The sequence below is a fragment of the Enterococcus sp. DIV1337a genome (genome assembly GCF_051712285.1).
Lineage (GTDB): Bacteria > Bacillota > Bacilli > Lactobacillales > Enterococcaceae > Enterococcus > Enterococcus faecalis.
In genome coordinates this window covers 1588165-1608195 of record NZ_JBIOOP010000001.1, presented here as the reverse complement: position 1 = coordinate 1608195, position 20031 = coordinate 1588165, and the positions used below count along the sequence as shown (strand labels likewise).

General features: G+C 38.7%; 20 protein-coding genes and 1 other RNA gene. 17 read left to right on the top strand and 4 right to left on the bottom strand.

What is annotated here, in order from left to right; genetic code table 11:
• A complete protein-coding gene (locus IGL49_RS07755) occupies positions 1–1188 on the top strand; it encodes an acetate/propionate family kinase (RefSeq protein ID WP_002357064.1) in 1188 nt (395 codons plus the stop codon).
• Positions 1189–1299: 111 nt separating this feature from the next.
• On the opposite strand, the gene IGL49_RS07750 is transcribed toward IGL49_RS07755, so the two are convergent.
• The 4 genes from IGL49_RS07750 to IGL49_RS07735 form a co-directional block, all read right to left on the bottom strand.
• Positions 1300–1773, bottom strand: coding sequence for a universal stress protein (locus tag IGL49_RS07750; RefSeq protein ID WP_104854105.1), 474 nt, complete (start codon positions 1771–1773; stop codon positions 1300–1302).
• 174 nt (positions 1774–1947) lie between these two features.
• The gene (locus IGL49_RS07745; protein WP_002380425.1) at positions 1948–2226 is read right to left on the bottom strand and encodes a hypothetical protein; all 279 of its coding nucleotides are present in this window, start codon (positions 2224–2226) and stop codon (positions 1948–1950) included.
• A gap of 60 nt (positions 2227–2286) precedes the next feature.
• Positions 2287–2480, bottom strand: a non-coding RNA gene (gene ssrS, locus IGL49_RS07740) — 6S RNA.
• A 72-nt stretch (positions 2481–2552) separates the two neighbouring features.
• Complete coding sequence (locus tag IGL49_RS07735; protein ID WP_104854104.1) at positions 2553–3830, bottom strand: replication-associated recombination protein A; 1278 nt, start codon at positions 3828–3830, stop codon at positions 2553–2555.
• Positions 3831–3958: 128 nt separating this feature from the next.
• Here IGL49_RS07735 and IGL49_RS07730 point away from each other — a divergent pair, with 128 nt between their 5' ends.
• From IGL49_RS07730 to IGL49_RS07655, 16 genes are all read left to right on the top strand, one after another.
• Positions 3959–4636 (top strand): DNA-3-methyladenine glycosylase, encoded by a 678-nt coding sequence (locus tag IGL49_RS07730; RefSeq protein WP_164982852.1) that lies wholly within the window; start codon positions 3959–3961, stop codon positions 4634–4636.
• Positions 4593–5078: a DUF3013 family protein gene (locus IGL49_RS07725; RefSeq protein WP_010713278.1), complete on the top strand. Its 486-nt coding sequence runs from the start codon at positions 4593–4595 to the stop codon at positions 5076–5078. The genes IGL49_RS07730 and IGL49_RS07725 overlap by 44 nt, the downstream gene beginning before the upstream one ends.
• A 15-nt stretch (positions 5079–5093) precedes the next feature.
• Positions 5094–6041 carry a 50S ribosomal protein L11 methyltransferase gene (gene prmA / locus IGL49_RS07720; protein WP_002357075.1) on the top strand — a complete coding sequence of 316 codons (948 nt, stop codon included), beginning with the start codon at positions 5094–5096 and terminating at the stop codon, positions 6039–6041.
• Position 6042: 1 nt separating this feature from the next.
• Complete coding sequence (locus IGL49_RS07715; protein WP_104854102.1) at positions 6043–6795, top strand: 16S rRNA (uracil(1498)-N(3))-methyltransferase; 753 nt, start codon at positions 6043–6045, stop codon at positions 6793–6795.
• Between the two features lie 214 nt (positions 6796–7009).
• Positions 7010–9223, top strand: coding sequence for a RelA/SpoT family protein (locus IGL49_RS07710; protein WP_002357079.1), 2214 nt, complete (start codon positions 7010–7012; stop codon positions 9221–9223).
• A gap of 23 nt (positions 9224–9246) precedes the next feature.
• Positions 9247–9693 carry a D-aminoacyl-tRNA deacylase gene (gene dtd, locus IGL49_RS07705; protein ID WP_002414558.1) on the top strand — a complete coding sequence of 149 codons (447 nt, stop codon included), beginning with the start codon at positions 9247–9249 and terminating at the stop codon, positions 9691–9693.
• A gap of 139 nt (positions 9694–9832) precedes the next feature.
• Positions 9833–10027, top strand: a complete 195-nt coding sequence (locus IGL49_RS07700) for a hypothetical protein (protein WP_162782500.1) — start codon at positions 9833–9835, stop codon at positions 10025–10027.
• 23 nt (positions 10028–10050) lie between these two features.
• Positions 10051–11352, top strand: a complete 1302-nt coding sequence (gene hisS / locus IGL49_RS07695; RefSeq protein ID WP_002362049.1) for a histidine--tRNA ligase — start codon at positions 10051–10053, stop codon at positions 11350–11352.
• Positions 11353–11369: 17 nt separating this feature from the next.
• Positions 11370–13139 carry an aspartate--tRNA ligase gene (gene aspS / locus IGL49_RS07690; protein WP_104854101.1) on the top strand — a complete coding sequence of 590 codons (1770 nt, stop codon included), beginning with the start codon at positions 11370–11372 and terminating at the stop codon, positions 13137–13139.
• A gap of 154 nt (positions 13140–13293) precedes the next feature.
• Positions 13294–14130, top strand: a complete 837-nt coding sequence (locus IGL49_RS07685) for a bifunctional hydroxymethylpyrimidine kinase/phosphomethylpyrimidine kinase (protein WP_164982853.1) — start codon at positions 13294–13296, stop codon at positions 14128–14130.
• Positions 14114–14620, top strand: coding sequence for an ECF transporter S component (locus IGL49_RS07680; RefSeq protein ID WP_162782498.1), 507 nt, complete (start codon positions 14114–14116; stop codon positions 14618–14620). The genes IGL49_RS07685 and IGL49_RS07680 overlap by 17 nt, the downstream gene beginning before the upstream one ends.
• Complete coding sequence (locus IGL49_RS07675; protein WP_104854098.1) at positions 14617–15186, top strand: TIGR01440 family protein; 570 nt, start codon at positions 14617–14619, stop codon at positions 15184–15186. Before IGL49_RS07680 ends, IGL49_RS07675 begins: the two co-directional genes overlap by 4 nt.
• 142 nt (positions 15187–15328) lie before the next feature.
• Positions 15329–16207 (top strand): YitT family protein, encoded by an 879-nt coding sequence (locus IGL49_RS07670; RefSeq protein WP_002357090.1) that lies wholly within the window; start codon positions 15329–15331, stop codon positions 16205–16207.
• Between the two features lie 419 nt (positions 16208–16626).
• Positions 16627–17664, top strand: a complete 1038-nt coding sequence (locus tag IGL49_RS07665) for a sugar-binding transcriptional regulator (protein WP_002357092.1) — start codon at positions 16627–16629, stop codon at positions 17662–17664.
• 39 nt (positions 17665–17703) lie between these two features.
• Positions 17704–18705, top strand: a complete 1002-nt coding sequence (gene gap, locus IGL49_RS07660) for a type I glyceraldehyde-3-phosphate dehydrogenase (protein WP_002357093.1) — start codon at positions 17704–17706, stop codon at positions 18703–18705.
• A gap of 126 nt (positions 18706–18831) precedes the next feature.
• On the top strand, positions 18832–20025 hold the full coding sequence (locus IGL49_RS07655) for a phosphoglycerate kinase (protein WP_002357094.1): 1194 nt from the start codon (positions 18832–18834) through the stop codon (positions 20023–20025).
• The last annotated feature ends 6 nt before the right edge of the window (positions 20026–20031 follow it).

The following is a 20031-nucleotide window of genomic DNA, read 5'->3' as shown; positions in this document are numbered from 1 at the left end:
ATGTCTAAAACAATTGCAATTAATGCAGGTAGTTCAAGTTTAAAATGGCAATTATACCAAATGCCAAATGAAGAAGTGATCGCTAAAGGAATCGTTGAACGTATTGGCTTAAAAGATTCTATTTTCACAATTAAATATGGTGAAGGACAAAAATATGAAGTAATTGTTGATATCGATAACCATGAAGTGGCAGTAAAAATGTTACTAGACCAATTAATCGACTTAAACATTTTAGGTTCTTATGATGAAATTACTGGTGTGGGTCACCGTGTAGTTGCTGGTGGAGAAGAATTTAAAGATTCTGTTGTTATTACAGACGAAGTGTTAGAAAAAATTGAAGCTTTATCTGAATTAGCACCTTTACACAACCCAGCGAATGCGATGGGGATTAAAGCATTTAAACATATCTTACCAGAAATCATTAGCGTGGCAGTCTTTGATACGTCGTTCCACACGACAATGCCAGAACACAACTATTTATATAGTGTACCACGTGAATACTATGAAAAATTTGCTGCTCGTAAATATGGGGCACATGGAACAAGTCATCGTTATGTTTCTCAACGTGCTGCAGAAATGTTAGGTCGTCCAATTGAAGACTTAAAAATTATCACTTGTCACTTAGGAAATGGTGCTTCAATCACTGCAGTTGATGGTGGTAAATCAGTCGATACATCGATGGGCTTCACTCCTCTTGCTGGTGTTACAATGGGGACTCGTTCAGGAGATGTTGATGCGTCACTATTGCCTTATTTAATGACAAAACTTGGCTTGACTGATGTGCAAGACATGGTTGATATTTTAAACAAAAAATCTGGTTTATTAGGTTTAACAAATGGTTTATCAAGCGACATGCGCGATATTCAATCAAACCTAGATAAACCTGAAGTTCAAACAGCATACAACATTTTTATCGATCGTATTCGTAAATACATTGGTAGCTATGTCACTGTTATGAATGGCGTTGATGCGATTGTCTTTACTGCTGGAATCGGTGAAAATGCAGTTGGCGTTCGTAAAGATATTATTGATGGCATGACTTGGTTTGGTTGTGAAATCGATGATGACAAAAATAATGTACACGGTGAAGAAGCAGTTATCTCAACGGATGATTCAAAAATCAAGCTTCTATTAGTACCAACTGACGAAGAGTTAATGATTGCCCGTGACGTAGAACGTCTAAAATAATTAAACGAACACACCTTGTGAGACGCTCTCACAAGGTGTGCTTAATAGGTAAATAAGAAGAAACTGAGCCAACTATCAAAAGTGATAGTTGGCTCAGTTTCTTTTTATTTTTTATTTTTCTTCATTTTTTGGTAATTTGTTGTCTAAATCCGTCCGTACAACGAGAACATCGCAGTTAGCGTTACGGATAACCGATTCAGAGACAGAGCCAATAAATAAACGCTCAACGGCATTTAATCCAGTTGCTCCTAACATAATTAAATCAATGTTGTATTCTTTTGGTAATTCTTTGGCAATAATGTTCTTAGGAGAACCATAGGCTAGAACGCTGGAGACTTTTGTTTGTCCCATATCCACCGCTTGTTGTTGGTAGGTGTCTAAGGTTTCTTTTGCCATTGACATTGCTTCTTCTGCTAGCGCACCATCAAAAGAGGACACTGATTGGAAAGAGCGCGTATCAACAACATGTGCTAATAGTAATTCAGCATCGTTTCGTTTAGCGACGTTGACCGCTTTTTTAAAGGCTAAGTCTGCTTCGTCAGAACCATCGATTGCTATCATAATTTTTTGATATTGTTGTAACATAATAACCGCTCCTTTCAGCGTAAAAAAATCATTAATTGTTTCTATAATAATTGTAAAACAAACAAAGAAAAAAAGAAACTGAAACCGCTTCTTTTTTTCTGAATATTGGCATTTTTTTGTAAAAAAACTTCGTTCAAAAAATCTTTTTGAACGAAGTTTTAAATTCATCGTCTTTTATGACATTTTTTTTGCAAAAGTTAAACTAAACAACGTTGAAAGTAATAAAACAAAAAAGATAAAACCAATTGACAATAACGGGCGATTAAAAATAGCCGCTAGAACACCTAGAATGGCGATAATCAAGTAATAACGCCCAAAACGTTCGATAAACTGTTGACTTTCTGTTGCAGTTTCTTTTTTTAAGAGTGGTAAAAAAGCTGCACTTTTCTTCATCAAATAATAACTGGCTACGCCTGTGACAACGGCGAGTAATAGTACGAGTATACGAATCATCTTGTCCTCCAAAAAAAACAACTTGCCAGAGCAAATTGTTTAGGAATCTACATAAAAATGGTAAAATCCGTCGATGCCGGTAATCGTCCTAGAGTATTGAACCCGCAAGATAAGCAGGTGGGTTCCTCGATCGCAGTATTGAACTACCAAAAGAAAAGGCATGTTACCAACTTTGATACAAGCAGGATCCCTAGATATCAATAAAAATGTTCGGTCAACACAGTGAAAGGACAACGCGTACATCACAGATTTACCATCTTTATAATAGCATACTCTCTCAAAATCGGCAACGAGATTGTTTCTTTTTTTGAAAGCGTGTTATTTTGTTATTTTTTTTGTTTCCATTCTTGGATACGCTTGAGTTGCTGATGTAAGGCTTGCTCATATTTACCAATATCAATCGGTTCGTAATAACGTGCCTCTTTTAATTTGTCAGGTAAGTATTGCTGATTGACCCAACCGTTTTCAAAATTATGTGGGTATTGATAACCAATACCACGGTTTAATTCTTTGGCTCCAGCATAGTGGGCATCACGCAAATGATCAGGAACATCTCCCACAGAGCCTTGTCGAATATCTGTCAAAGCAGCATCAATCGCTGTGACTGCAGAATTTGATTTTGGCGATAAACATAAATCAATGACGACACTGGCTAGAGGAATCCTAGCTTCTGGAAACCCTAGCTTTTCGGCGGCTTGAACAGCGGTGACTGTCCGAGCGGTGGCCGCAGGATTCCCAAGACCGATATCCTCGTAAGCAATGACCATTAAACGACGACAAATAATCGGTAAATCACCTGCTTCAACCAAGCGACCCAAATAATGAAGTGCTGCATCTACATCGCTTCCTCGAATCGACTTTTGGAAAGCGGAAATCACGTCGTAATGGGCATCGCCATCTTTATCATGCGTTAAGGCTTTTCGTTGCACGCACTCTTCAATAATCGGTAAGGTAATCTTAATTTCGCCTTGTTCATTTTTGGGTGTTGATTTAACAGCTAATTCTAGTCCATTTAGCGCACTACGTAAGTCACCGTTCGTTGCACGTGTCAAATGTTGTAATGCTTTTTCTTCTAATTGGACAGGATAATCGCCTAAACCACGTGTGCTATCGGTTAAGGCTTCTTGAATCGCTTGCTGAATGTCTGCTTCCGTTAAGGGCTTCACTTCAAAAATCTGCGTGCGACTACGAATCGCAGGATTAATTGTAATATAAGGATTTTCGGTAGTGGCGCCAATCATGATAATTCGTCCGTTTTCTAAATGAGGGAGCAAAAAATCTTGTTTTGTTTTATCTAATCGGTGAATTTCATCAAGCAGTAAAATCACTGTGCCACTCATTTTGGCTTCTTCAGCAACGATTTGTAAATCTTTTTTGGTGTCTGTAGCCGCGTTCAACATGCGAAAGGCATAATTTGTTGAACCAGCGATTGCGCTGGCAATACTGGTTTTTCCAGTGCCAGGCGGCCCATAAAGAATCATCGATGAAAGCATTTTGGCTTCGACCATCCGACGAATAATTTTACCAGGGCCGACTAAATGTTGTTGACCAACCACTTCGTCTAAGTGACGAGGTCGCATTCGATAGGCTAAAGGTTGTTGCATAAAAGGACCTCCTTTTTCATAATCATCTTATTATAACATAAAGAACGTACATTCGCTTTTTGGTGGTTTTTGGGGTTTTAGATGGATATAGCGGAAGGTTTCGTGTATGATAGGGAGTGGTGAAAGAAATGAAAGAGACGATAAATATCTTTAACAGAAAAACAACTGAAGAAGTGGCGCAATACTTGTTAGGGATGTATTTAGAGCACGAAACAGCAACAGGCGTTTTAGGTGGGTACATTGTAGATGCAGAAGCTTATTTAGGTCCTGATGATGAGGCGGCCCATAGCTTTGGCTTGAGAAAAACGCCACGCTTACAAGCCATGTATGACAAACCAGGCACGATTTATTTATATACTATGCACACGCATTTAATTTTAAATATGGTGACACAAGAACAAGGCAAACCACAAGGGGTGATGATCCGCGCGATTGAACCTGTTGAAGGTGTCGATCAAATGATTGAAAATCGCCAAGGACGTCAAGGCGTGGAATTGACCAATGGACCAGGTAAATTAGTTGCAGCCTTAGGAATTGATAAGCAATTATATGGGCAGTCGATTTTTTCTAGTTCGTTACGGCTCGTGCCAGAAAAACGAAAATTTCCGAAAAAAATTGAGGCACTACCACGAATTGGGATTCCCAATAAAGGTCGTTGGACAGAGTTGCCTTTAAGATACGTCGTGGCTGGCAATCCGTATATTTCTAAACAAAAAAGAACAGCAGTAGACCAAATAGATTTTGGCTGGAAGGATGAAGAAAATGAAAAAAGCAACAATGCTCACATACTTAGAGGAACAACTTGAAAAACACTTAGCAGATTACGAAGTAGGCCTTGATTGGGATCGTAAAAACCATACCATCGAAGTTATTGTTCGTTTATATGCAGAAAACAATGAGCAAGTGGCGATTGATGATGTTGATGGTACGCTTTCAGAAGAAGAATTTATTGAATTTGAAGATGGTTTGTTATTTTACAATCCGCAAAAGTCAGTCGTTGATGACGAAGAATATTTAGTCACAATTCCTTATGAAGGAAAGAAGGGGCTACGCAAAGCAGTTTTAGACGGATTCATTCACTATTTAAAAGTGGTTTTAGATGAAGGGCAAAGTGATTTGTTAGACTTTTTATCAGATGAAACAGCGGAAGTTTTTGAATTGCATTGGGAGCCAGCAGATTTTGAAGCGATGATTAAAAAAGTGGCAGAAACAGAAAAAGAACAATGGATTGCGTATCCAAGTTATTAATTTAGAGGTGAGAACATGAAGTGGACAGAAGTAAAAGTAGAAACGGCTAGCGAAGCAGTTGAAGCAATTTCAAACATTATGATGGAAGCTGGTGCAAGTGGCGTGGCCATTGAAGATGCGTTGGACATTGAAAATTTTGAAAGTGATCTGTATGGGGAAATTTTAGATAAAGAGCAATTCACCCACATTAAAGAAGGGGCGATTGTGATGGCTTATTTTCCTGAAACAACCTTCTTACCAGAAATTTTACCATTTATGAAAGAAAATATTTTACGCTTGCCTGAGTACGGCTTATCCATTGGTAAAAACGAAATGACAATTAGTGAAGTAGCAGAAAGCGACTGGGCAACTGCTTGGAAAAAATATTATCATCCTGTCCGTGTCACACGATTCTTAACGATTGTGCCAAGTTGGGAAGCCTATCACGCACAAGATGAAGCAGAAAAAATTATCACATTGGATCCGGGTATGGCTTTCGGTACAGGCACGCATCCAACGACTCGTTTAACCTTGCAAGCTTTAGAAACTGTTTTACGTGGTGGCGAAACAGTTCTAGATGTAGGAACGGGTTCTGGTGTTTTGAGTATTGCAAGTCGCTATTTAGGGGCTAAAGATGTCTACGCATATGATTTAGATGAAGTAGCAGTTGCAGCAGCAAAAGAAAATATGGATTTAAATCCCATTGCGGCCGATGTTCATGTGTCAGCCAATGATTTACTAAAAGGGATTGACCATTCTGCTGATGTAATCGTCGCAAATATTTTGGCAGATATTATTGTGTTAATGATTGAAGATGCTTGGCGTTTGCTAAAACAAGACGGTACCTTCATTATTTCTGGAATTATTGAAGATAAAAAAGCAATGGTTTTAGAAGCACTAACGAAAGTCGGTTTTGTGGTGGACCAACTCTTTAATCAAGGCGATTGGTATGCGATCATCTTGAAGAAACCAGAGGAAGAGTAAAATGCAACGGTATTTCATGAAAGAAGATTATCAAGAAAAAGATTTGTATAAAGTCGCAGATGAAAACTATCATCATATTGTGCGAGTTATGCGAATGACGCCGAATGATCGTTGTTATTTAGTATTTCAAAATAAAACTGCCATTTTAGCTGAGATTGTGGAAATTGATTCAACGTCTGTTCACTTTAAAGAAATTAGTAAAGAAGAAATGGACAAAGAATTGCCAATTGAAGTGACGATTGCGTGTGGGTTACCAAAAGGGGACAAGTTAGAATGGATTGTTCAAAAAGGGACGGAGCTAGGTGGCAATCAGTTTATCGGCTTTCCTGCGAAAACTTCCGTTGTCAAATGGGACCACAAAAAAAGAGCAGCCAAAGAAAAAAGATTACAAAAAATTGCCACAGAAGCGGCGGAACAATCGCATCGGCAGCAGACACCAAGTGTTTCTTTGGTGGGAAAAACACAAGAAATCATTGCGCAATTTGACTCATATGACACAGTCTTGGTTGCGTATGAAGAATCAGCAAAACAAGGAGAAAAAAGTCAATTAGCACAAGTATTATCCACTTGCCAGCCAGGCACACGTTTATGTGTGCTCTTTGGACCTGAAGGTGGCTTTGCACCGCAAGAAATTGAACAATTTTTGCAGACTGGGGCGAAACTTTGCGGGTTGGGTCCGAGAATTTTACGAGCAGAAACAGCACCGTTGTATCTTTTAAGTGCGGTTAGCTACCAAATGGAACTTTTAAATTAAACGAAAGCCCGCCTGTAAAATTCTTGGAGGCATTCTCTTTGAATAAACAGAGAGTAAAAAAGCGACAGTGATTGAAATTTAAGGGAAATTTAGTATAATAGAGTTGTTGAAAGTGCTACTGTTTCAAGTGGTACTTTTCTTTTTTATTAAAATAGATAAAACGTGAACGAAGTGTTCTTTATCCAAAGGTCACCTTCATAGAGGAGTGAATACCATGCCAAAAGAAGAAATACTGACAGGCCCAGCGGTCATCAAAATTGTAAGTACCTATATGGGACCAGAACATGTTGAGTTGGTTCAAAAAGCATTAACTTATGCTGAAAAAGCACACGAAGGTCAAGTCCGACAATCAGGTGAACCTTACATCATCCATCCGATTCAAGTGGCAGGCATTCTGGCTGAATTACATATGGATCCCCATACTGTAGCAACAGGATTTTTACATGATGTTGTCGAAGATACGGACGTAACACTAGACGATTTAAAAGAAGAATTTGGCGAAGACATCGCAATGTTAGTCGATGGCGTGACGAAACTAGGAAAAATTAAATATAAATCTCATGAAGAACAATTAGCCGAAAACCATCGGAAAATGTTATTGGCAATGGCGCAAGATTTACGGGTTATTATGGTGAAACTAGCCGATCGTTTGCACAATATGCGCACATTAAAACATTTACGTGAAGATAAGCAACGACGGATTGCACAAGAAACCTTAGAAATTTATGCGCCTTTAGCACATCGCTTAGGGATTAGTCGAATTAAATGGGAATTAGAAGATACGGCCTTACGTTATATTAACCCCAACCAATACTATCGAATTGTTAATTTGATGCAAAGTAAACGCGATGAACGTGAAGCTTATGTGGCAGAAGCAGTTGAAGATATTCGTTTAGCTACGGAAGATTTAGAAATTTACGCAGAAATATATGGTCGACCAAAACATATTTATTCAATCTATCGTAAAATGAAAGACCAAAAGAAACAGTTTAATGAAATCTATGACTTATTAGCCATTCGTGTTATTGTCGATTCCATTAAAGATTGCTATGCTGTGTTAGGGGCGATTCATACACGTTGGACACCAATGCCAGGTCGCTTTAAAGATTATATTGCTATGCCAAAAGCGAATATGTATCAATCTATCCATACGACAGTTATTGGACCAAAAGGGAATCCAGTAGAGGTCCAAATTCGGACTCATGAGATGCACCAAATCGCCGAATTTGGGGTAGCGGCTCACTGGGCCTATAAAGAAGGCAAAGCGGAAAAAATTGAAACAGATGAACTGACGAAACAAGTCGATTGGTTCCATGAAATTATTGAATTACAAGATGAAAGCTACGATGCTTCTGAATTTATGCAAGGTGTGAAAGAAGACATTTTTAGCGACAAAGTCTATGTCTTTACGCCAAGTGGAGATGTAACCGAACTGCCAAAAGGCTCCGGACCACTAGATTTTGCCTACAGTATTCATACTGAAATTGGGAATAAAACAACTGGTGCGAAGGTCAACGGCAAAATGGTACAGTTAGATTATGTCCTAAAAAATGGGGATATTATTGAAGTCCTAACATCACCGAATTCTTTCGGACCTAGTCGCGACTGGCTGAAAATGGTTAAAACAAGTAAAGCCAAAAATAAAATCAAACGTTTCTTTAAAGAACAAGACCGTGAAGATAACATTATTAAAGGGCATGATGCTGTCATTAAATACATGACAGAAATCGGCTTTACACCAAAAGAATTTTTAACGAAGAATAAAATGGCGGAAGTGCTAGATAAATTTAAATTTCAAACGGAAGATGATTTATTTGCGGCAGTAGGTTATGGCGAAGTAAGTGCGCAAGTAGTGTGCAATCGTTTAACAGAAAAAGAACGCCGCGAACAAGAGTTAGAACGCCAACGTCAAGAAGCAGAAGAGTTGCTAAATCAACCAGCTAAAAAAGAATCAGAAAAAATGAAAGTTCGTCATGAAGGCGGCATCGTGATTCAAGGGGTGGACAACCTGTTGATTCGTTTAAGCCGTTGTTGTAATCCAGTACCTGGCGATGAAATCGTTGGTTACATTACCAAAGGACGTGGCGTTTCAATTCATCGTGCGGACTGTCCTAACGTACAACATCAAGAAGAATTAGCGCAACGTCTAATTGAAGTTGAGTGGGAAGATACCGAGCACAGTCGCAAAGAATACGCTGCCGATTTGGAGATTTACGGCTATGATCGTAGTGGCTTACTAAGTGATGTTTTACAAGTCATTAGTTCAATGACAAAAAATTTAGTCGGCGTTGAAGCTCGTCCATCCAAAGATAAGATGGCCCAGATTCATGTCACTGTGAAAATTCAAAACCTTTCTCATTTAAAAACCATCGTTGACAAAATTAAAAGTGTACCAGATGTTTATAGTGTTCGTCGAACCAATGGGTAAGTGTTAAAAGTGAGGCAAAAAAGATGAAAGTAGTTATTCAAAGAGTCAGTCAAGCACAAGTCGCGATAGAAGAGCAGATAGTAGGACAAATCAAGCAAGGCTTCATGGTGCTGGTTGGCATCCATCAAGAAGACACGCTAGAAGATGTGGCTTATGTTGTTGGTAAAATCAGCAAATTGCGTGTTTTTGAAGATGACGAAGGGAAAATGAATCGCAGCATTCAAGAGATTGAAGGGTCAATTTTGAGTATCTCTCAATTTACCCTCTATGCAAAAACTAAAAAAGGCAATCGTCCCAGTTTTATTGAAGCGGCTCGTCCAGATGTGGCGATTCCTTTGTATGAATTATTTAATCAACAATTAGAAGCAGAAGGAATAGCAGTAGCCACAGGAGAATTTGGCGCGGATATGCAAGTGTCGTTGACCAATGATGGACCAGTAACGATTGTGATTGATACACGAGAAAAATAATTGATTTTCCTGTCAGAACCCCTTGACTTTCTAAGAGAACTTTAGTAGTTTATAGATAATATTAAAAATCTACGAAGGAACGAGTAAGTTTCATCTGTCTGCGAAGAGAGAGTTGCCGTGGCTGAGAGCAACTTCAACAGTGAAAGTGAAAGACATTCTGGAGATGGACGGAAGAAAAGCCGTCCCGTTACGAGCGTTAATCGTTGAGGAAAGAGTAAAATCTTTCAAAACTAGGTGGTACCGTGTAAAAGAGACTTTTACGCCCTTGTATGTTGAACATACAAGGGCTTTTTTCATTTTTAGAAAAAAGAAAATGGCACACACATTTTTGTGAAATGATAGAAGGAGAGAAAGACAATGAGTTATCAAAAACCAAAAGGAACAAACGATATTTTGCCAGGAACTTCTGAAAAATGGCAATTTGTGGAAGAAACAGCTCGTTTGATTTTTAAAGATTATCAATACCAAGAAATCAGAACCCCAATTTTTGAACATTATGAAGTAATCTCTCGCAGTGTTGGGGATACCACAGATATTGTTTCAAAAGAAATGTATGATTTTTATGATAAGGGAGACCGTCACGTGACGCTACGTCCTGAGGGAACAGCGCCGATTGTTCGGGCCTTCGTTGAAAATAAATTATATGGTCCAGAATACACAAAACCATACAAAACCTATTACATGGGGCCCATGTTCCGCTATGAGCGCCCACAAGCTGGTCGTTTGCGTCAATTCCATCAAATTGGTGTGGAAGCATTTGGTAGTGAAAACCCAGCATTGGATGTTGAAATCATGGCTATGGCTTTGGACTTTTTCAAACAATTAGGGATCCAACAAATCAAATTAGTCATTAATTCACTAGGAGATAAAGAAACACGTGCTACGTACCGTCAAGCATTAATCGATTATTTAGAGCCGCATATGGCAGAATTAAGCGAGGATTCACAGCGTCGCTTACATGAAAATCCATTGCGGGTGTTAGATAGCAAAGATAAAAAAGACAAGGTGATTGTCGCGGAAGCGCCCTCCATTTTAGATTATTTAAATGAACCATCTAAAGCACATTTTGAAGCAGTAACTGATATGTTAGATTTACTAGAAATTCCTTATGAAATTGATAGTAATATGGTTCGTGGCTTGGATTATTATACACACACAATTTTTGAAATTATGAGTGAAGCGCCTAAAATGGGTGCGCAATCAACTATTTGTGCAGGGGGCCGATATAATGGTTTAGTTGAAGAATTAGGCGGCCCAGACACACCAGGTTTTGGTTTTGGTATGGGTATTGAACGAGTGTTGTTAACAATGGAAGCTGAAGAAGTTGTGATTCCAGCGTTATCTGAATTAGACGCATATGTGGTTGGCATTGGTTCAGAAACCAACGTCGCAGCTTTGCAACTTGTTCAAAGCATTCGTAACTTTGGTTTCTCAGCTGATCGTGATTATATGAATCGCAAACCAAAAGCGCAATTTAAAACGGCCGATAAATTACAAGCAAAATTAGTTTTAACAATCGGTGAAAATGAATTGAATGAAGGCATTGTCAACGTAAAATCAATGGCAACACGCGAAGAAAAAGCCTTTCCGTTAAGTGCTATTCATGATTCATTTGATGAAGTGTATGACGAAATGATGACAAAAATGATTGAAGAATAAAAAGGAGAGATTGAGAAATGGCAAAACGCACAACCTATTGCGGCAATGTATCTGCCGAATTTATTGAAAAAGAAGTTGTATTAAAAGGATGGGTTCAAAAACGTCGTGACTTAGGAGGCGTTATCTTTATTGATTTACGTGACCGTGAAGGAATCGTCCAAGTGGTCTTTAACCCAGAAAAGTCAAAAGAAGCATGGGAAATTGCTGATAAATGTCGTAGTGAATATGTCATCGAAGTTAAAGGTCAAGTCGTTTATCGTGATCAAGAAGCGATTAATCCCAAAATGAAAACTGGCGAGTTTGAAGTGATGGCGACCGACATTACGATTTTAAACACTGCGAAAACAACGCCATTTACCATCGAAGATGACAATAACGTTAATGACGAATTGCGCATGAAATATCGTTATTTAGATTTACGTCGTCCATCAATGACAAACAACATTAAATTACGTCACCAAGTAACGAAAACAATCCGTCACTATTTAGATAATCATGACTTTTTAGACATTGAAACCCCTTATTTAGGCAAATCAACACCAGAAGGCGCTCGAGATTATTTAGTTCCTTCTCGTGTCCATGCCGGTCATTTTTATGCTTTACCACAATCACCACAACTCTTTAAACAATTATTAATGGGGGCAGGCTTCGATCGCTATTACCAAATCGTTCGTTGTTTCCGTGATGAAGATTTACGAGGCGACCGTCAGCCAGAATTTACACAAATCGATATCGAAACGACCTTTTTAACACCAGAAGAAATTCAAACATATACTGAAAATATGTTGGCTGAAGTGATGAAAGAGACAAAAGGAATTGAGATTTCTGTTCCATTTCCACGAATGAGCTATGACGAAGCAATGGCACGCTATGGTAGCGATAAACCCGACACTCGTTTTGCTATGGAATTAATTGATGTTGCAGATGTAGTGAAAGACGTAGACTTCAAAGTTTTCCAAGCAGCGTTGGAAAATGGCGGACATGTTAAGGCTTTAAATGCAAAAGGCGCCGCAGATAAGTATTCTCGTAAAGACATGGATAACTTAGGTAAGTATGTGAGTCAATTTGGCGCAAAAGGCTTAGCTTGGTTAAAAGTTGAAGAAGATGGCTTAAAAGGACCGATTGCTAAATTCTTAACAGAAGTTAGTGATGAATTAATTGCTGCAACTAACGCAGAAGTCGGTGATATTTTAATGTTTGGTGCCGATAAACCTGAAATCGTAGCCGCTGCTTTAGGTGCGGTACGTACACGTTTAGGTAAAGAATTAGGTTTAATTGATGAATCGAAATTCAATTTCTTGTGGATTGTGGATTGGCCGTTGTTTGAATATGATGAAGAAGCTGGTCGCTACGTTTCTGCTCATCATCCATTTACACAACCAAAAGCAGATGATGTGGCCCGCTTAGCAACAGACCCAGCCTCTGTGTATGCTGAAGCTTACGATGTTGTCTTAAACGGCTACGAATTAGGCGGCGGCTCATTACGGATCCATACACGAGAATTACAAGAAAAAATGTTTGAAACGTTAGGTTTTACAAAAGAAGAAGCACAAGACCAATTTGGTTTCTTGCTAGACGCATTAGATTACGGCTTCCCGCCACATGGAGGGATTGCTTTAGGGCTAGACCGCTTAGCAATGCTATTGGCTGGGGAAGAAAATATTCGTGAAGTGATTGCCTTCCCTAAAAATGGTAAAGCGATTGATCCAATGAACAACGCACCAAGTTTAGTTTCTCCATTACAATTGTTCGAATTAAACATTGATGTAACAGCCATTGACGAATAAGTTTTAAATTCAAAGAAAGAGTGACCTCATTGACAGATGAGGTCACTCTTTCTTTGGGAAGGAAAAAGATAACGAAAGATTTAAAAAAGTGGCTGAGCTAAAAATCTGCCAATTGGCTGTTTTTTCTTTTTAGAAAACTTTGTATGATAACTGAGTGTATAAAGGAGCGAAACAAATGACAAAAATAATTTTAACAATTGGCGGTTCCGATCCTTTTTCAGGTGGCGGGATTCAAACAGATTTAAAAACGTTTGAAAATCATCAAGTCTTTGGCTTATCAACTTTAACTTGCCTTGCTACAGCCCCTAAGAATCATTTTCAGATTCATGACCTTGAGACTTCTTTGGTGAAAGAGCAACTCGCTTCCATACCTGCCGGGAGTTTAGACGGCATCAAGATTGGCTTGATTCACAGTGAAGAAAGTATGCTACAAATTGCAACCTTTTTGAAAAAGCACGCAGGTCTGCCGGTGGTGTTGGATCCTGTCTTGGCTTTTAAAGAAACGACTTCAGTTTATGAAAAAAGGTACATGCAGTTATTGGTTGAAAAACTTTTTCCATTCGCAACGATTATAACGCCTAATTTAAAAGAAGCAGAATTACTCATTGGCAGAAAATTAACAACCGTCGAAGAAGTCCAACAAGCGGCGGAAGAGTTAAACTCTTTAGGAGCGGCAACGGTGGTGATTAAAGGCGGTAATCGTTGGCTTGGTCAAGAAGCACGTGACTTTTTTTATGATGGACAACAACATATTCAATTGGTCAAAGAAAAAGTAATGGCCCACACCATTGATGGCGCTGGTTGTTCCTTTGCCTCTGCAATTGGTGCGAATTTAGTTAAAGGATATCCGTTAATTGAAGCAGTTGATTTAGCAAAAACGTACGTTCATGAAGCCATTGTTTCTGGGGTCCAGCTAAATGCAGCTTTTGGAAGTGTATGGCATCAAGGATTACTAGCAGGAGGTGTGGCGGTTAATGACAAGAAAAATTAGTCTATATGCAGTAATTACCGCTTTAACAGTGGCTGTGTCAATGGTCTTTATTATCCCCGTCCCAGCAACAAATGGCTTTGTTACATTGGCGGATGCAGGGATTTACATTGCTAGTTTACTTTTTGGTCCGATCGGTGGCTTGACAGTCGGAGCTTTAAGCGGTGGTTTAATTGATTTATTGTCAGGCTATCCACAATGGTTCGTTTTTTCGTTATTGATTCATGGTGGACAAGGTTGGTTAGCAGGGCACTTCTTTAATAAAAATAAAAAGATGCAAACGCTAGGATTACTTTCAGCCAGTCTCCTCATGATTAGCGGGTATGCTTTAGCGACTAGCTGGCTTTACGGCGTGGGTGCGGGGATTGCCTCTTTACCAGGGAATATCATTCAATCCTTATTTGGGGTGATTGTAGCATTGCCTCTTAGTCAAACATTAAAACGTGTGTTACCAAAAAATGGTCGTTTAGAAGAAAGAAGGATGAACAAATGACTATCGATGAAAAAATGTTAAAAGAACAGTTAGTGACACTTACAGAAGAAGTCATTACAGCAGGAAATTTACAAAAAGGGGACCTATTTGTTTTAGGTTGTACCACCAGTGAGGTAGTAGGTGGCGTCATTGGTAAAAATTCCAGTGCCGAAGTAGGACAATGGATTGTTTCAACCTTAATTGAACAATTAGATAAAAAAGGCATCTCTTTGGCTGTCCAAGGATGCGAACATATTAATCGTGCTCTAGCCATGGAACGTCGTGTGGCCGAAGAAAAAGGCTTTGAAATTGTCTCTGTAGTACCACAATTACATGCTGGCGGTTCTTGTTCAGTGGCTGCCTTTGAAAAATTTGATGAACCAGTGGAAGTGGAGCATATTGTTGCTCAAGCAGGGATTGACATTGGCGATACATCTATCGGTATGCACGTAAAACATGTGCAAGTGCCTCTTCGCTTGAGCATTCGAACGTTAGGTGCGGCTCATGTTACAGCATTATATTCTCGTCCTAAATATGTAGGTGGACCAAGAGCCCATTATGAAACAACTCAAGAACGAAATCGTTAAGATTTCGTTCTTTTTTCATTTCTATAAACATTTGATGAATCTTCCGTAAATATTATAGGAATCTCTTTTTTTCTCTCGGTAAACCACGTATAATATGAAAAGAAATGTAATTTATTGAAAACCTGAAACGAGGCTATTATTTATGAAAAAAATTTACGACGGACTGCCAGTTCATGACTATACAACAAAATTTTCCGTGTCGATTGTCTATGCCATTCTTGCATCAATTGCCATGAACTTTTTCTATCAACCAGGAAATATTTATTCCAGTGGCTTAACAGGCTTGGCCCAAATTTTAACAACCCTCTCAACCAAAATTGTCGGTTTTAATGTGCCCGTCTCCATTACATTGTATCTTTTAAATGTGCCGTTATTCTTTATTGCGTGGAAAAAAATAGGTAAGAAGTTTACAATTTTTACTTTCATTACCGTGACTTTAACTTCATTATTTATGCATATTGTTCCGCAAACGGTGATGACACAAGATCCAATTATCTGTGCTATTTTTGGTGGGGCGATTTCTGGATCAGGAATTGGTTTTGTCTTAAAAAACGGGGTTTCTTCTGGGGGCTTAGATATTCTAAGCATTACCATTCGGAAAAAAACGGGGCGTTCCGTTGGCTCCATTTCAATTTATTTTAACGCCCTAATTGTCTTTGTTGCAGGTTATTTATTTGGTTGGCAGTACATGTTCTACAGTGCGTTATCAATTTTTGTAAGTGGGAAGGTCACAGATGCTGTTTACACTAAGCAAAAGAAAATGCAAGTTATGATTGTTACTAAAAACCCAGATCGAGTCGTGGATGAGATTCAGAAGAAAATGCGTCGCGGTATTACAATTATCCATGAAGCAGAAGGGGCGTATCGCCACGACCGCCAAACTGTTTTGCTAACTATTGTGACACGCTTTGAGTTGCCAAGTTTAGAAGCAGCCATGAAAGAAAGTGATCCGAATGCCTTTGTCAGCATCTCAGATAATGTTAAAATTTTAGGACGTTTTTACGAAGAAGATTACAAATAAAAGGGTATGAAGCAACGAGAGAATGGCTGTGTCTATTCTTTCGTTGCTTTTTTTGAAAAATAAGTAAAAAATGCTTTGTGAGAAGACGTAAAATTCCTATTTAAACAAAAAATTAATTGAAAGACGTTCGTGAATTCCTTTGCTTTTGGTTTAATTAGATCTGATTATTCGGAAATAAGTCGCTATTGTTTCCCACAAACGAATGCTTTGTTTGGATTTGAAAGAAAACGATGAAAAAAGAATCATTTTTATTGAAAAGACCTAAAAAAACTGGTACACTAAGTGTGTAATTGATAAGTACTTTTAATACTGTTATGAATAAATAGTAGGAAAAACGAACATCAATTCTATTTTTTTAAAGTTCATAGGTCGTTTTCAGTCTTACTTGGACATATTTCGACCCACAAAAGGAGCGCATCATGTTAAAAGAATTTAAAATGATTGAAGCAGTTGCTCCAGATATGCTCGATGTATTACAAGAAAGATTCCAAATTCTTCGCAATATTTATTGGATGCAACCTATTGGACGTAGAAGTTTATCAGAAACGATGGGAATTACAGAGCGAGTCTTGCGTACAGAAACAGATGTTTTGAAGCAGCTCAACCTGATTGAACCTTCAAAAAGCGGAATGACATTAACAGAACGCGGTTTGGAAGTCTATCAAGGCTTAGAATTAGTCATGAATCAATTGCTTGGCATGCACCAAATCGAAAAAGAAATGACACAGTACTTTGGCATTCAACGTTGTATCGTTGTTGCAGGAGATAGTGATATCCAAAAGAAAGTTCTTTCGGACTTTGGAGATGTCTTAACCAATACGCTGAATTTACTCTTACCAAATGGTGAGAATACAATTGCGGTTATGGGTGGGACAACAATGGCCATGGTGGCCGAAAATATGGGATCACTAGAAACTGAAAAACGTCATAATTTGTTTGTTCCAGCCAGAGGAGGGATTGGTGAAGCAGTTTCTGTCCAAGCCAATTCAATTAGTGCTGTAATGGCCAACAAAACGGGTGGTAACTACCGGGCGTTATATGTCCCAGAACAATTGAGTCGTGAAACGTATAATAGTTTATTACAAGAACCCTCGATTCAAGAAGTTCTTACGTTAATTAGTCATGCCAACTGTGTGGTGCACAGTATTGGTCGAGCGTTGCACATGGCGGCACGCCGAAAAATGTCTGATGACGAAATGGTTATGCTCAAACAAAAAAATGCCGTGGCAGAATCGTTTGGTTATTTCTTTGATGAAGAAGGAAAAGTGGTCTATAAAATTCCACGAATTGGCCTTCAATTAAAAAACTTACAAGAAATTCCCTATGTCGTCGCAATTGCGGGCGGCAAAACGAAAGCCAAAGCCATTCGCGCATACATGAAAAACGCACCAAAACAAACGTGGCTCATCACAGATGAAGCTGCTGCAAACGAGATTTTAAAAGGGGTAACCCTTTAAAATAAAAAATTTTTGATTTTCATAAGGAGGAAATCTTTAATGACAGTTAAAGTAGGTATTAATGGATTTGGACGTATCGGACGCTTAGCTTTCCGTCGTATCCAAGATGTAGAAGGAATCGAAGTAGTTGCAATCAACGACTTAACAGATGCTAAAATGTTAGCACACTTGTTAAAATATGACACAACTCAAGGCCGTTTCAACGGTACAGTTGAAGTTCACGAAGGTTCATTCAACGTTAACGGCAAAGAAATCAAAGTTTTAGCTAACCGTAACCCTGAAGAATTACCGTGGGGCGAATTAGGCGTAGACATCGTTTTAGAATGTACTGGTTTCTTTACTTCTAAAGAAGCTGCTGAAAAACATTTAACTGCTGGTGCAAAACGTGTAGTTATTTCAGCTCCTGGTGGTAACGATGTACCAACAATCGTTTACAACACAAACCATGAAACATTAACTGGAGAAGAAACTGTAATTTCAGGCGCTTCTTGTACTACAAACTGCTTAGCTCCAATGGCTAAAGCTTTACATGACAACTTTGGTGTTGTTGAAGGTTTAATGACAACTATCCACGCTTACACAGGTGACCAAATGACATTAGACGGACCACATCCTAAAGGCGACTTCCGTCGTGCGCGCGCTGCTGCTGCAAACATCGTACCTAACTCAACTGGTGCTGCTAAAGCAATCGGCTTAGTAATCCCAGAATTGAACGGTAAATTAGATGGCGCTGCTCAACGTGTTCCTGTAGCAACTGGTTCATTAACTGAATTAGTTACTGTATTAGACAAAGAAGTTACTGTTGATGAAGTAAATGCAGTAATGGAAAAAGCTGCTAACGAATCTTATGGTTATAACACAGACGAAATCGTTTCTTCTGATATCGTAGGTATGACTTACGGTTCATTATTCGATGCAACTCAAACAAAAGTTATGACAGTTGGCGACAAACAATTAGTTAAAACTGTTGCTTGGTATGACAACGAAATGTCATACACTGCTCAATTAGTTCGTACTTTAGAATACTTCGCTAACTTATAAGATTCATTCTTATCATTAGTGAAATTTGAACAATTGTGAAATAATAAGCGGGGAAGCAACGCGCTTCTCCGCTTTCTTTTTTTAAAAAAGAAAAATCCTAAAATTGACAATACAGGAGGTCTACTCATGGCTAAAAAGACAATTAAAGATGTAGATTTAAAAGACAAAAAAGTCCTTGTCCGTGTTGACTTTAACGTTCCGTTAAAAGATGGCGTGATCACAAACGATAATCGTATCGTAGCGGCTTTACCAACAATCAAATACGTGATTGAAAATGGCGGAAAAGCAATTCTTTTCTCTCATTTAGGTCGTGTAAAAACAGAAGAAGACAAAGCTGGTAAATCATTAAAACCAGTGGCTGAACGTTTAAGCGAATTACTAGGTCAACCAGTTACTTTTGTTCCAGAAACACGTGGTAAAGAATTAGAAGACGCTGTTAACAATATGAAAGATGGCGACGTTTTAGTATTTGAAAACACTCGTTTTGAAGATGTTGACGGCAAAAAAGAAAGCGGCAATGACGCTGAATTGGGTAAATACTGGGCTTCTTTAGGCGATGTATTTGTCAATGATGCTTTTGGTACTGCACACCGTGCACATGCCTCAAACGTTGGAATTGCTTCAACTGGTATCCCAACAGTTGCTGGTTTCTTAATGGAAAAAGAAATTAAATTCATCGGCGAAGCTGTTGAAAATCCAAAACGTCCATTCGTAGCAATCTTGGGTGGCGCAAAAGTTTCTGACAAAATCGCTGTCATTGAAAACCTAATTGAAAAAGCCGATAAAATTTTAATCGGTGGCGGTATGGCTTACACATTCATGAAAGCACAAGGCTATAGTGTTGGTTTATCTTTACTTGAAGAAGATAAAGTGGACTTAGCGAAAAGCTTAATGGAAAAAGCTGGCGACAAATTAGTTTTACCGGTTGATACAGTTGTCTCTAAAGAGTTCAGCAATGACGCTCCTTTCCACACGGTTCCTTCAACTGAAATCCCAGATGATGAAGAAGGCTTGGATATTGGTGAAAAAACAATTGAATTATTCGCTAACGAATTACAAGGTGCGAAAACAGTTGTTTGGAATGGACCAATGGGCGTATTTGAAATGAGTAACTTTGCTAAAGGAACAATTGGTGTGTGTGAAGCGATTGCTAATTTAGAAGACGCAACAACAATCATCGGTGGCGGGGACTCTGCTGCTGCAGCAATTCAATTAGGCTACGAAAACAAATTCTCTCACATCTCAACAGGTGGCGGAGCAAGTTTAGAATTATTAGAAGGCAAAACTTTACCAGGTTTAGCTTCTATTAACGATAAATAATCAGTT